Here is a 12,937-nt window from a genome sequence, read left to right as displayed (position 1 = left end):
CCTCGGTGGAGATCGGCGCCTTCTCCCCGCCGAAGGACGCCATCGAGATCCACGTCGTTGGCAAGCAGTGGATGTGGAAGACGCAAGGGCCCAGCGGCACCCGCGAGATCAACGAGCTGCATGTCCCCGTCGGCGCGCCCGTGCGCCTGCTCCTGACCTCGCAGGACGTGATCCACTCCTTCTACGTCCCGGCCTTCCGCCTGAAGCGCGACGCCCTGCCCTATCAGCAGACCGAGACGTGGTTTCAGGCGACCAGGACCGGCACCTACCACCTGCTCTGCACCGAGTATTGCGGCACCGACCACTCGCGCATGCTCGGCCGGGTGATTGTGATGGAGCCGCAGGACTACGCGCGTTGGCTCACCAAGCAGCCGGAGCGCGACGGGCTCGCCGAACTCGGCGAGCGGCTGTTCTCCGAGCGGGGCTGCTCGGGCTGCCATAATGCGGGATCGAAGGTTCACGCGCCCTCGCTCGCCGGCATCTGGGGGCAGTCGGTGCCGCTGGAGGGCGGGCGCACCGCGAGTGTCGACGAGGCCTATGTCCGCAACTCGATCCTCCAGCCGCAGCGCGACGTGGTGGCCGGCTACGAGCCGATCATGCCGAGCTACGAGGGCAAGCTCTCCGACGGCGAGATCCAGGCGCTCACCGCCTATATCCGCCACGGCACCGACCGGTTCGACCTGATCGGCTCGCTCAACCTCGCGCCGGCCCAGAACATCTGCGCGCCGGGCCAGACGCCGCAGGATTCGTCGCCGAACCAATCCCTGCGTAGCCCGGCCATGGTGCCCGGCGCACCCGCCTCGGGAGACACGCCGCCATGACGCGCATCCCTCACCCTGCCGGGAGCCTTGCCCGATGAGCGGCGCCTCCTCCGATGCCTCGACGCTGGCCAACCCGCGCGAGTTGGATCTCGGCCTGCCGGTCAGCTACCTCGCCGAGGGGCGCAGCGTCGCGTCCTGGCTGTTCACCACCGATCACAAGCGCATCGCGATCCTCTACGCGCTGTCGATCACGTTCTTCTTCTTCATCGGCGGCGCGGCGGCGACCCTGGTGCGGCTGGAGCTGTTCACGCCGCAAGGCGACGTCGTCGGCGCGGACACCTACAACAAGCTGTTCTCGCTGCACGGCATCGTCATGGTGTGGTTCTTCCTCATCCCGTCGATCCCGACGACGATGGGCAACTTCCTGCTGCCGCTGATGATCGGCGCGCGCGACCTCGCCTTCCCCAAGCTCAACCTGATCTCGTGGTATCTCAACCTCGCCGGCGGTCTCCTGACGCTGGCGGCCGTGCTGGCGGGCGGGATCGATACCGGCTGGACCTTCTACGTCCCCTACTCGACGGTGTTCTCGAACACCTTCGTCACGCTGGCCGTGCTCGGCGTGTTCGTCTCCGGCTTCTCGACCATCGCCACGGGCGTCAACTTCATCGCCACGGTCCACTTCCTGCGGGCGCCCGGCATGACGTGGTTCCGCCTGCCGCTCTTCGTCTGGGCGATGTACACGACGAGCCTGATCTTCGTGCTCGCCACGCCGGTGCTGGCCCTGACGCTCGTTCTCGTCATCGCCGAGCGCACCTTCAACCTGCCGATCTTCGATCCGGCCCGCGGCGGCGACCCGATCCTGTTCCAGCACCTGTTCTGGTTCTACTCGCACCCGGCCGTCTACATCATGATCCTGCCGGCCATGGGCGTGATCTCGGAGGTCATCACCTGCTACGCCCGGCGGCGGATCTTCGGCTACTCTTTCATGGTCTACGCCCTGGTGGCGATCGCGGTGATCGGTTTCTTCACCTGGGGCCATCACATGTTCACCTCGGGGATGTCGCCGTTCGCCGCCCTGGTGTTCTCGTTCCTGTCCTTCATCGTGGCGGTGCCCTCGGCGATCAAGGTGTTCAACTGGACCGCCACGCTCTACCGCGGCCAGATCGGCTTCGAATCGCCGATGCTCTACGCCCTCGGCTTCCTCGGCCTGTTCACCATGGGCGGGCTGACCGGCCTGTTCCTCGCCTCCGTGCCGATCGACGTGCACGTGCAGGACACCTATTTCGTCGTCGCCCACTTCCACTACATCATGGTCGGCGCCTCGGTGTCCGCCTACTTCGCCGGCCTGCACTTCTGGTGGCCGAAGGTGACGGGACGGATGTATCCCGAGAGCTGGGCACGCTTTGCCGCCCTGCTGATGTTCTTCGGCTTCAACCTGACCTTCTTCCCGCAATTCATCGCCGGCTATCTCGGCATGCCGCGGCGCTACTACAGCTATCCGCCGGAATTCCAGGTCTGGAACGTGCTCTCCTCCTCGGGCGCCGCGGTGCTCGCGGTGGCCTACCTGATGCCGCTCGGCTACCTCACCTGGTCGCTGTTCTTCGGAAGTCGCGCCCTCAACGATCCGTGGAACGCCACCGGGCTCGAATGGCGCACGACCTCGCCGCCCCCGCGGCAGAACTTCTTCGGCAATCCGCAGGTCCTTGCCCCGCCCTACGACTATCACCCGGAGGCGACACCGCCGGGCGACGAGCCGCGCATCGCCGAAGAGGGGGCGCTGACGTGAGCGCGGGCGGCGATGTTCTCGACACGGCCGCCAAGCGCCACCTGCGCGAGCCTTGGGACGAACTCCGCCTCGCGGAGGACCGCGCCTTCGCTCACCAGCGGGCCGGGGCGACCTTCGGCATCTGGGTCTTCATCGCCAGCGAGGTGCTGTTCTTCGGTGCGCTGTTCCTGCTCTACACCGCGATGCGGCTGGAGCACGCCGCGGATTTCGCCGCCGCCGCGCGCGAAACCAACATCGTCTACGGCACGCTCAACACCGTGCTCCTCCTCACCAGCGGACTCTGCGCCGCGATCGCCGCGCAGGCCTCCGAGCGGGAGGGACTGCGGCGCCTGACGCTCGGGTGCCTCGCCGCCACGGCCCTGCTCGGCCTCGCCTTCCTGGTGGTAAAGGGGCTGGAATATCGCGAGGATATCGAGAGGCACCTCGTGCCCGGCGCCGGCTTCGCCCTCGCGGCGCCCGCGACGCAGCTCTTCTTCGGCTTCTACTGGCTCTCGACCGCGATCCACGCCATCCACCTGTCGATCGGCATCGGCCTCGTCCTCCGCCTGATCTGGAAGGAGTGGCGGGCGCCGGGCTTCCTGTTCGAGAGCCCCCAGGTCGAGGTGGCGATGCTCTACTGGGGCTTCGTCGACATGATCTGGATCGTGCTCTACCCCATGCTCTACCTCGACGGACGCGGCGGATGAGATCGGGCCCGCAACGATCCGTGGGGACGATCTGGCGGCGCGGCCTCGTCGTCTGGGCCCTCCTGCTCGTGCTGACGGCCTTGAGCCTGTTCTCGGCCTACGCCGCGCCCGCTCCCTGGTCGACGGTCCTCTATTTCGGCATCGCCGCGACCCAGGCCGGCCTCGTGGCGCTGCTGTTCATGCGGCTCGACCGGGCCGACACCCTGGTGCGCCTCGCCGCCGCCTGCGGCCTGTTCTGGCTCGCCATCCTGTTCGCGCTGACGCTGACCGACACGCTGAGCCGCCTCGCCAACAGCTGATGCGGCAACGCCGCCCGTCCCGCTCGGGCGACCGTCACCCGGGGACGCGGGTGCCGGTCCTGCGGTTCACGCCTCCATGCGCGACATGACGACGACACTTTGACCGAGGCCGCAGCGCGGGCGAGTTCTGAGGTGACCGCGACGGTCCGCCGTCCTTCTCAGGCTTCGCAGCGACTGCCAGAAGGCGAGGACTTCCGGTTGTTGACGGACTTGCGGCTATACAAGGTTTCTTAACGGGGAAACCCGATTTTCGGGCGACGAGAAGGATCGTGCCCGATGCGTAAAATTGTTCCGGTCGTTGCCCTCTGCGCTGCCCTGACCACAATATCCGGGCCCGTGCGCGCTCAGGATCTCTCCGCCCTGCTCTCGCAATCCAACGCGACAATGCAGGATCTCGAGAACGGCGCCCTACGCAATACGATGAACCGCGTCGCGACGAGCACCGACACCACACCGAGTCCGGGGCAGGGGAATGCCTTCTACGGGGTGCAGGACGGGCAGTCCAATCGCATCGACGCGACGCAGACCGGTATGGGCAACGTCATCCGCGTCACACAGAGCGGCTTCTCCAACACCGCGGTCATCGCCCAATCCGGCTCGTTCAACCAGATCACCCTGAGGCAGGGCCGCTGAAGCGGGCGGGCGATGCGCGATCGAATCTGAGAGGACCGCGCGGCGCGTTCCGTTCGCGGCGATGGGCTTCGCGCCGTCGCGCCGGGCCGATCAATACCGGCTGAAGTTGAGACATTGCGCGGCCGGGTTGAGCAGGGCGGCGCAGGGGCTGCTCGCGCTCCTTGCCGCCGCCGGACGCAGGACGCCGCCGGCTGCAGCGCTGAGCTGAGCCGTCGAGAGCGGTGCGATGGCGGTGTCCGTCGGCTTGGTCGGCCGCTTCGCCTCGGCTGAGGCCCCGCGGCGGTCGGTGATCCGGATGGCGGCCTGGTCCGATGCAAGGGTGTACAATGGGAGGGGAGCGGCGAAGGACGCGATCTGGAGCGGCCAGGCGGGGCCGGCCGGACGGTAGGCCGACGTCCAGCTCGGCGCGTTCACGCCGGTGATGTGGGCGACGTAGTCCACCGTCTCCTTCGGCAGTTCCACGCGACCGAGCAGCCAGGCATCGACCCGGCCGGGCCCCGCATTGTAGGCGGCGGCGGCCAGGGTCCAGTTCCCGTAGCGCTGCCGCAGGTCGCGCAGGAGTTCGGCCGCCTTCGGAATGGCCTGAACCGGGTCGAACGGATCGTTCAGACCGCGCTCGGCCGCCGTTCCCGGCATGAACTGGGCGATCCCGAGCGCGCCTTTCGGGCTCACGGCGAGCGGGTTCAGGCCGCTCTCGCGCTTCAGCAGCCGCAGGAGGAATTCCGACGGCACGCCGTTGCTGACCGCCGCCCGGGCGATCAGCGTCGAGAGTGTCGAGAGGGAGACCTCCGGTGCGATCGTCTCGACGATGGCGATGACGCCCCCGCTCGGCGATTCGCTCGCAGCGCCGGCCTGGACCGGTGCGGTCAGATCCAGGACCGCGACGCGGGCGCGGCCTTCGGCGCGCGCGGGGAGCGCGGTCAGGACGGCCGCCGCCAGTGCCGCCGCCATCCATGGGAGCCGGCCGCGCATCGCCTCAGTTCTTCGCGACCACGACGGCTTCCTGGACGACCTCGGCGTTCGCGCTTGCGGGCGGAAGCGGCTTGTCCCGCTCGATATAGTCCTGAAGCAGGCGCTGCCCGACCGCCGGATCGCGGAACTTCCAGAGCCCCTTGCGAGCCCCCTCCATCAGCGTCGCGTAGACGGCGAGCTCGATCGATTCGCGCACGGCGAACTGTGTCGGCTCGTTGCGCGTCACGCCCGCATCGAACTCGAACAGCTTGTTGACCGCGACGTAGCGGAACGTGTTCGTGTTGAGACCGATCGAGTAGATCGTCTTCGTCGTCGTGACGCTGGTGAGCACCTCGCCCGACTGCACGGAGACGATGCGCATGCCGACCGTCACCACGTCGCGCCGGTAGCGGATGTCGCCGCCGATCCCGAGATAGCGGGCGCCGATCCCGCCCGTCACGAAATTCGCGTCGTAGGCGAGGATGCCCCCCTCGACCAGCAGGCCGGCGAAGCGAATCGGCGGCAGCGGCATGGCCTGGTCCTGATCGAATTCCTGGCGGGTCGCGCGGATGAGCTGCCGCTCCTGCAGGATGTTGGCGAGGCTTCCGCGCTCCACCACCCGGAACCAGCGGCCGCCGCCGGTGCGGCGCAGCGCATCGACGAGAAAGGCCGCGCCGCCCTGAGTCACGGCCCGCGAGAATTCGGCGAAGTTGTCGCTCGGCTTGTTCTGGCCGGTCAGGTCGGGGAAGCTGTAGACGGCGAGGTCCACCGCCTTCACCGGCGGCGGCAGCAGTTCGAGATTCAGGCCGGTCGGCGAGGTCTCGGTGACGGTCGGCGCCTCGTTGAGCGGCTCGCGCTCGCCGACCGCCACGCAGCCACCGAGCCCGAGCATCGCGAGCAGCAGAGCGCCGGCTGCCATGCCCCGGCGGAATGAAGGTTCAGCCCACATCAGATCAGCAATCCCGGCCACGACCGGGCCGCTTGTTGCGGCCTTCGAGTCGTTTGATTGCGAGAGTCGTGACGACCGTCGTCACGCATACTCGAAGATGCTGCTTGCGCAGCCAGACGTCGTTGCGAAGATCCAGTTCTTCTAAGGTGTCGCCGGGACGACCACCTGCGTCGTCGTCTGGCCGTCGTTGATCGTGACTTGCACGTCCGAGCCGACCCTCAGGAATTGGATCGTCGTGCCCTGGAACACGAAGGTTCCGTTCGGGCGCGCGTTCTCGCCGAAGATCGCCTGCGTGATCTGGTTGGCGAGCGAGCTGTACAGCTGGGATTGGAGCTGCTGCGCGAAGATTTGTCCCGGCGTCAGGGTCGAGATACCCCCCCGGGAGGTGCCCGTGCTGAACAGCTGCTGCTGACGCTGCTGCGCCGCCTGCGGGATGTTCTGCGCCTGCGCCTCGGATTGCAGCCAGCTGCCGTTGAGCGGGCTCCCGCCGAAGGCCGGGTTCACCGCTTGGTAAACGAGGTTGCCGGCCTGGGAGGGAGCGGCCGACAACAGGATCGCGGCGCCGACCGCGAGGATGCGTGTCTTCATGATCTGGCCCCTGCCCCTCGAACGGCTCCGGAACGCCTCACGCGACGTCCCGTGCGGGCCGCGCGCGAGGGCGCGGCGCCGCGGAAGTCTCGCGAGACACGGTGCAGCGATGTCCGGCTCATCGCGCACGGACTTGGTTGATGATGATGCTCTTCGGAACGCCGCCCTGACTGACGTCGACGGAGGCACCGTTGCCGAGCTGGGTCACGCTCACGTCGCGACTCCCCGGCACCGATCCGGTCGCCGTGTTGCCGTCGCCGCGCTGCAGGACCGTCAGGCTGCCCCCGGCCGGGCCGTTGACGCCGAGGTCGGCGACGTTGCCGGCGCCGATCTGCTGCAGATCGAGCCTGAGCCCGCTGCCGGTCAGGGTCCCCTGCCCGACATTGTTGAGCCCCTGCTGGCCGATGAGCGCCGTGTTGCCGTTGCCGATCGCCACGATCCCGGCACGATTGCCCTGGCCGGATTGGCTGATCTCGGTGCTGTTGCCGATCCCGGTCTGGCTGTTCGACGCGAGCTGGCCGGCCCCGCCGACCGCCCCGCTGTCCGGCTGCAGGACCCTGATCGGAATCTGAATGCCGCCGATCGTGGGATACTCGATCGGGACGCCTGCCTGCTGGGCATCGGCCGCAGAATGAAGGCCGGTCAGAAGGAGGCCCGCGCAAGCACAGCACAGGGCACGACGGGGAGATACGGCACGTGCCGGACTGCTCATATCCCCGCTCCCTCTTTCATGGACGATAGGATTGATTGTAACACGACTTTATGAATCATCTTCTTCCGAAACTGGTTACTCGAACATGCATCCTGTGCATCGTCGATATCCAGTACCGAGCGGGATCCAGGCCTCCCTCGCCACCTTCATCTGATGGCATTCCTCAAGTCAAATGGAATCATGCCCGGTATAGGACATCAAGCAGACTGAAGAGGCCTGGCGTGATCAGGCTGCAACAGCCCGATTCGGTGCGTGACATCAGACTTACAGGCTGTCGGTCGGCTCCGGTCCGCTTCGTTCACAGGTGTAGGTGATATCGTTGGCTTTCACGGTGAGAATGGCGCGGTAGGAGGCCGAGGGCTCCAACGACAGGCTCGGACCGTCGATGCGCACCGAGCGCCCCGCATCGAGCGAAAACGCCGATTCCTGGTTGATCTGCGCCGACCCCGATCGCCCCTGTTTCACGACCTGCAGGCGATAGGTGCCGGTCCGGGCGCCATCCGAACGGAGACGGACCTCGATCTGAACCTGCGGGCCCGCACGATGCTCGAGCAGGGTACAGGAGATCGGTGGCGGAACGTCGCCGGACGCGGTCATGACACGCCCCTTCTCGGCACAACGATCGGACGCGGATAGGGTCACTCGGTTCCGAAAGAACGAAGCGTGGCCCCCTGCCGAGGCAGGGGGCCACGCCCACTCGCGTCCCGTCGTCTTAGCGGGTCTGAGTGATCGTCGCGCGGTTGCCGCTGCCCGTCTGCGTGCTGTTGATCACGCTGTTCGGGTTGTAGCTCTGCGACGCGACGAGGACGTTGCCGTCGCCGTTCTGGAAGCCGGTGATGGTGCTGGCCGCCGACCGGGTCTGGCTGAGAGTGGCGTCGTTGTTGTTGCCGTTCTGGATCAGATAGATGCCGGCGTTCGACGAGGTGTTCTGCGCCACGGTCGCCGTGTTGAACGTCCCGCCCAGCTGGGTGACGGAGACGGTCGCGGCGTTGGAATTGATCTGCTCGATCGTCGCCCGGTTGTCGGTGCTGTACTGCGCCAGGATGACGTTGCTGTTGTTCGAGCCCGACTGCGTGATCAGGCCGTAGTTGCGGTCGCCGAACTGCGAAGCCCAGATGCCGCTGCCGCTGCTGTTCGACTGCGCGGCGAACAGGGTGTTGTCGTTGCCGACCTGGTTGAGGAGACCGGTCGAATTGTTCGAATTGTTGCCCTGATACAGGACCGCGACCGACCGGTCGCCATTCTGCAGCACCATGCCGGTGGTGCCCGAGGTGTTCTGCTGAACGACGTAGCCGTTGTCCGCGCGTCCGGCCTGGAGGACGTAGGCGGTCGAGTTCTTCGTGCCCTGCTGGTCGCCATAGGCGAAATGATCCGATCCGGTCTGCCGGATATAGATCGTCGACTGGTCCTTCGCGTTGTCCTGCGTGGCGAAAGCCGTCTGGTGATATTCGAGCTGCCCGACGTCGATCACCGAGTCGGAGCCGCCGGTCTGCGCCGTGGCCAAGGTGTGACCGGTATCGGTGACGCCGTTGAGGCCCTGCTGAATGACCTTCGTGGCGTTGCGCTCGCCGCCCGACTGACCGAGACCCGCGGTGTTGTTGTTGTCGCTCTGGGTCAGGTCGATCGTGTTGCTCTTGCCGTTGAGCTGCAGCGACTGGAACGCGTTGCGATCGCCGGTCTGGGTCACGATGAGGCTGTTGTTCGTCCCGCCGTTCTGGGTGCCCTTGGCGCCGTAGCCCGTGCCGTTGTCGCTGCCGTCCTGCGTCACGTCCATCTTGCCGCCGACGCCGGTCTGGATGAGCTCGAGCTTGTTGGCAGTTCCCTTCTGCTCGGACTTGGCATTGTTGTTTCCGGCCGCGAAAGCGGGTGAAGCAACGAGGATGGCCAGAACGCTGACCGTCGCAATCGAAAGATGCCGCATGACTGTTCCCCTGCTGATTTTATCTGTCACTCGGCAGTCGGTTCGGGTTCATTAACCGGCTGTTGACCAGCTCGGCAAATCCGTCGATTGCTCTGTGAAGTTGTTAACGAGGAGTTAAATACGGGAGACAGGCGAAAACCGCATCATCCATTCGAATGATAAGATGCCGTTTTGGGTGGAAACGGATTGTTTAGGTTAACCTCGGCAAGGCACGAGGCCCTTGTTTGAGTTTGATTCTGCAAAAGCATTCGCACGGCGGGCGATGACTGCGCTGAGTATTCAGAAAGAGATTCTCCGGCCGCGCCTGCCGTGCTGAGAGCAGAATGGCGGCCTGCACCAAGCTTTACTCTTAATCTTGATGTTCGCTAATGTTTTCGAGCCGGCGTCGGTAGAAACGAAGTTCTGAGATTGATCTAATGCTGTTTTGCAGTGGAACCTGCAACAATATCGTGATATTATAGAAATACGGAGTCGAGCTACCAATCTCCGCTCCATCCTTTTCAAGTCATACGTAGTTTGACGGCGCGCAAAAAGTCAGATGTTCGGCAGTTGCAGGTAGTGGCACGAATGCATCACTCGATCTATAATGATATCGTTCAGACGAATGTCGCTTGAAGGTCGATGCCGCGAGCGGATAACCGTGCAATGCGGCGCCGGCAAAAAATATATTGATATATCGCCATAGAGATCGCTCGGGATGCCGGATAAATACGCGCTTCTCAATGTTCTCGATAAAGTTGGCTCGGCAGCCGTATTGATCAATTGTCGTGGCAAGACGATCGATTGCAATATGTTGGCAAGGAAGATCATTTCCGACGATGTCTCCGAGACGACGCCCATCGACGCTGAGCTGTTTACGAGCCGTATGATCTCCAATGCGCTGACCGAGCCGTTCGGCACGGTCGAACTGGAACGGCCGCGCAGCGATCAGCGGCTGGTCTTCCAGGCCATGGACATCACCGCCATGGGGGAGGCCCATCGCCTGCTGATCCTGATCGACCTCGCCGTCCGCACCCAGGTCTGCGCCCCGGCGCTGGAGAAGATCTTCGGTCTCACGGCGGCCGAAGGCCGTCTCGCGGCGGAGCTCAGCCGGGGAATCCCGCTGGCCACCATCGCGCAGAGCCGCAATGTGAGTATCGCGACGCTGCGCAGCCAATTGGCGTCGATCTTCGGCAAGACCGGAACCTCGCGCCAGCCCGAACTGGTCGCGCTGCTCGCCCGCGTATGTCAGTTCTCGCCGATGGCCGATGTTCAACGTTGACGAAAAAATATGATGCGCGTGCTTCGCAGGTTTTGCGATGATCTGCGTTCAGGCAGGCCGCGGTGTGAGCAGGATTGATGGATGACGATGACGGCTGCGGATTGCGGTCTAACGATGGCCATACGCCGCCGTCGATTGGCCTCAGGCGCCCTCTCGATTTACATTTCCGCAACGGACGCCGAAAATCTACAATGCGGTGGCCAAAAACCGGACCGCTTCATCCGAACGAGAGTGGTTTAGCTTGAGAATGGCGTCTATCTGTCGGCTCCGGTGGACGGAGGCCGCGTCCGGGGATCGGCGCTGACGCGGATAAGGGAGAGTTCGTCGGATGACACGGAACGTGGCTGGACCGGGGGCGGGCTGCGCCGTGCCTCCGGCTGAGTTTCTCCGCGCCCTCGCCTGCGTCGCCTGGCTCGGGCTCGGTGCCGTCACGGCCTCCGCTCAGGATGCCAAGCCGGTCCCGGCCGAAGCCTCCCGAGCGGGCTGCGACGCGGCCTGCGCGCGCCAGGCCATCCCTGCCGCCGTGCAGGCCTGCGTGCCGGGAATCGAGCGCCAGGCACCGACGGATTTCGAGTGGATGAACCGGCCGACCGGCTCCATCTTCCAGGAAGCCGAGCCGCCCGCTGGGACGGACACCGTGGTGAAGTTCCGCGGCGACTCGGTGCGCTTCCTCAATCCGCAGGGTCAGTGGGTGCGCATCACCTACGAGTGCGACTACGACACCGCGGCGCGGTCCGCTCGCGGCGTCAAGGTCCGCCTCGGGCGGATCGACGGCAAGGGCGCGAATGCCGGCGCCGCCGCCCTTCCCGCCGGCGCGGCCGGTGCGGGGCGCGGACAGGCCGCCACCGCGGCGCCGCAGGTGCAGGCGAAGCGTCCCCGCCCGAGCGAGCCGAGCGAGGTCGAGATCCGGCAGGTCGCACCGTCGGCGGGGCGCTGAGTGCGGCCGGATCGCCGAGACCGGGGCGTCACGAACGGGAGGCTGCCGATGCGATGGATGTTGCCCGCTCTCGCGACCCTGTTCTCGGTCCCGCCCGGGATCGGCCTGGCTCAGGCCATCACCAACGTGAACGAGTGCACCTTCATCACCGATCCGATCGCGCTCCGGCGCTGCATCGACGGGTTTCAGCAGCGCGGACCGGCGGCGCAATACCCGCAATCCGCGCCGATCCCGCCGATCGAGACCCCGGCCCAGGCGGAGCGGGACCAGCTCGACAGCAAGGTCCCGCCGAATACGAGTTTCAAGGACTCGCCCGAATGGCTGGGTCGCGGCGGCAAGGCACCGGAGCGGTCACCGCCGAAGCGCGGCGTGATCGACCTCAGCAAGTGATACCATTTCCGTTTGATCGCTTCGGTCTCTCCTCCGTCATCGCGAGGCGAAGCCGTGGCGATCCAGGGCGCGCGCCTTCCGGAGAGGTCGCGCACTGGATCGCTTCGCTGCCGCTCGCGATGACGGGATTAGGCGATGCCCAAGGTGATCGACCGGCGGCGTGTCAGGCCCTCTCGCCGCCGAGCACCAGGCGGAGTGACCGCGCGAGCTCGTCCCGGCGATAGGGCTTGTTGAGCACCGGGAGCTCGCCCTGGCCGAGGACCTGCCCTTCGTCGAGATTGGCGACATAGCCTGAGGTCAGCAGGATCTTGATGTCCGGGCGCACCCGTCGGGCCTCGGCGGCGAGCTGCGAGCCGTTCATCCCGCCGGGCATGACGACGTCCGAGAACAGGATATCGATGCGCTCGACGCCGCGCAGGTGCTCCAGCGCTTCGGCGGCGTTGCGGGTCACGATGACCCGGTAGCGCAGCTCCTCCAGGCTCTCCACGGCCATGCCGAGCACCTGTTCGTCGTCCTCGACGAGCAGGACCGTCTCACCGTCGCCGGCGCGGCGCAGCGGGATGGCGCCGATCGCGCCGGCCCCGATCTCCTCGCCGGCCGGGTCGGTCGAGCGGGGAAAGTACAGGCTGATCGTCGTGCCCCGATCCACCTCCGACTCGATCTGCGCGAAGCCCTTGGCGCTGCTGGTGAAGCCGTAGACCTGGCTCAGCCCGAGCCCCGTCCCCTTGCCGACCTCCTTCGTGGTGAAGAACGGCTCGAAGACGCGCTGGAGCTTGTCGGCCGGGATGCCGCTGCCGGTATCCGTCACCGAGATCACGACATAGGGGCCCGGTGGCACCCCCTTGTCCGCCACCGCCGCCGTGCCGAGCCGGACGTTGCGGCTCGTGACCGTGATGCGCGCCGGTCCGTCGCGGCCCTCCAGGGCGTCGCGGGCGTTCACGATCAGGTTCAGCACCGCCGCCTCGAACTGCGCCGGGTCGATGCGGATCGGGTCCAGCGCCGGATCGAGATCGAAGGCCAGCTCGACGGCACCGGTGGCCGCGCGCTCGGCGAGCGGCCGGAA

The 12,937-nt window shown here is 66.2% G+C and carries 15 protein-coding genes; 8 read left to right on the top strand and 7 right to left on the bottom strand.

Features of this window, described 5'->3' with window-relative positions:
* The 5 genes from MFF42_RS02140 to MFF42_RS02120 form a co-directional block, all read left to right on the top strand.
* Positions 1-821, top strand: an 821-nt coding sequence (locus MFF42_RS02140) for a cytochrome c oxidase subunit II (RefSeq protein WP_238254306.1), incomplete at its 5' end; no start/stop codon positions are given.
* 34 nt (positions 822-855) lie between these two features.
* Positions 856-2,547 (top strand): cytochrome c oxidase subunit I, encoded by a 1,692-nt coding sequence (gene ctaD / locus MFF42_RS02135; RefSeq protein WP_238254304.1) that lies wholly within the window; start codon positions 856-858, stop codon positions 2,545-2,547.
* Entirely contained in the window at positions 2,544-3,233 is a 690-nt protein-coding gene (locus MFF42_RS02130) for a cytochrome c oxidase subunit 3 (protein WP_238254303.1), read from the top strand. Before ctaD ends, MFF42_RS02130 begins: the two co-directional genes overlap by 4 nt.
* Positions 3,230-3,532 carry a cytochrome C oxidase subunit IV family protein gene (locus MFF42_RS02125; RefSeq protein WP_238254301.1) on the top strand — a complete coding sequence of 101 codons (303 nt, stop codon included), beginning with the start codon at positions 3,230-3,232 and terminating at the stop codon, positions 3,530-3,532. Before MFF42_RS02130 ends, MFF42_RS02125 begins: the two co-directional genes overlap by 4 nt.
* Before the next feature lie 336 nt (positions 3,533-3,868).
* Positions 3,869-4,165 (top strand): hypothetical protein, encoded by a 297-nt coding sequence (locus MFF42_RS02120; RefSeq protein WP_238254299.1) that lies wholly within the window; start codon positions 3,869-3,871, stop codon positions 4,163-4,165.
* 90 nt (positions 4,166-4,255) lie between these two features.
* Here MFF42_RS02120 and MFF42_RS02115 read toward each other — a convergent pair whose 3' ends face one another.
* From MFF42_RS02115 to MFF42_RS02090, 6 genes are all read right to left on the bottom strand, one after another.
* Positions 4,256-5,137, bottom strand: a complete 882-nt coding sequence (locus tag MFF42_RS02115; RefSeq protein ID WP_238254297.1) for a lytic transglycosylase domain-containing protein — start codon at positions 5,135-5,137, stop codon at positions 4,256-4,258.
* A 4-nt stretch (positions 5,138-5,141) separates the two neighbouring features.
* Positions 5,142-6,035 carry a CsgG/HfaB family protein gene (locus tag MFF42_RS02110; protein ID WP_238254296.1) on the bottom strand — a complete coding sequence of 298 codons (894 nt, stop codon included), beginning with the start codon at positions 6,033-6,035 and terminating at the stop codon, positions 5,142-5,144.
* Positions 6,036-6,206: 171 nt separating this feature from the next.
* Positions 6,207-6,653: a curli production assembly/transport component CsgF gene (locus MFF42_RS02105; RefSeq protein ID WP_238254294.1), complete on the bottom strand. Its 447-nt coding sequence runs from the start codon at positions 6,651-6,653 to the stop codon at positions 6,207-6,209.
* Positions 6,654-6,771: 118 nt separating this feature from the next.
* A complete protein-coding gene (locus MFF42_RS02100) occupies positions 6,772-7,365 on the bottom strand; it encodes a hypothetical protein (RefSeq protein ID WP_238254292.1) in 594 nt (197 codons plus the stop codon).
* A 264-nt stretch (positions 7,366-7,629) separates the two neighbouring features.
* Positions 7,630-7,962: a curli-like amyloid fiber formation chaperone CsgH gene (gene csgH / locus MFF42_RS02095; protein ID WP_238254290.1), complete on the bottom strand. Its 333-nt coding sequence runs from the start codon at positions 7,960-7,962 to the stop codon at positions 7,630-7,632.
* A 115-nt stretch (positions 7,963-8,077) separates the two neighbouring features.
* Positions 8,078-9,286: a hypothetical protein gene (locus MFF42_RS02090; protein WP_238254288.1), complete on the bottom strand. Its 1,209-nt coding sequence runs from the start codon at positions 9,284-9,286 to the stop codon at positions 8,078-8,080.
* Between the two features lie 697 nt (positions 9,287-9,983).
* On the opposite strand from MFF42_RS02090, the gene MFF42_RS02085 reads away from it, so the two are divergent.
* The 3 genes from MFF42_RS02085 (at position 9,984) to MFF42_RS02075 (ending at position 11,874) form a co-directional block, all read left to right on the top strand.
* Positions 9,984-10,547: a helix-turn-helix transcriptional regulator gene (locus MFF42_RS02085; RefSeq protein WP_238254286.1), complete on the top strand. Its 564-nt coding sequence runs from the start codon at positions 9,984-9,986 to the stop codon at positions 10,545-10,547.
* Positions 10,548-10,875: 328 nt separating this feature from the next.
* The gene (locus MFF42_RS02080) at positions 10,876-11,484 is read left to right on the top strand and encodes a hypothetical protein (RefSeq protein ID WP_238254284.1); all 609 of its coding nucleotides are present in this window, start codon (positions 10,876-10,878) and stop codon (positions 11,482-11,484) included.
* A gap of 57 nt (positions 11,485-11,541) precedes the next feature.
* Positions 11,542-11,874: a hypothetical protein gene (locus MFF42_RS02075; protein WP_238254282.1), complete on the top strand. Its 333-nt coding sequence runs from the start codon at positions 11,542-11,544 to the stop codon at positions 11,872-11,874.
* Positions 11,875-12,037: 163 nt separating this feature from the next.
* On the opposite strand, the gene MFF42_RS02070 is transcribed toward MFF42_RS02075, so the two are convergent.
* Positions 12,038-12,937: ATP-binding protein (locus MFF42_RS02070; RefSeq protein WP_238254281.1), on the bottom strand; the 900-nt coding region annotated here is incomplete at its 5' end.

Origin of the sequence: Methylorubrum podarium (assembly GCF_022179745.1) — a bacterium.
GTDB classification, from domain to species: domain Bacteria; phylum Pseudomonadota; class Alphaproteobacteria; order Rhizobiales; family Beijerinckiaceae; genus Methylobacterium; species Methylobacterium podarium.
This window is presented reverse-complemented; position numbering and strand designations above follow the sequence as displayed.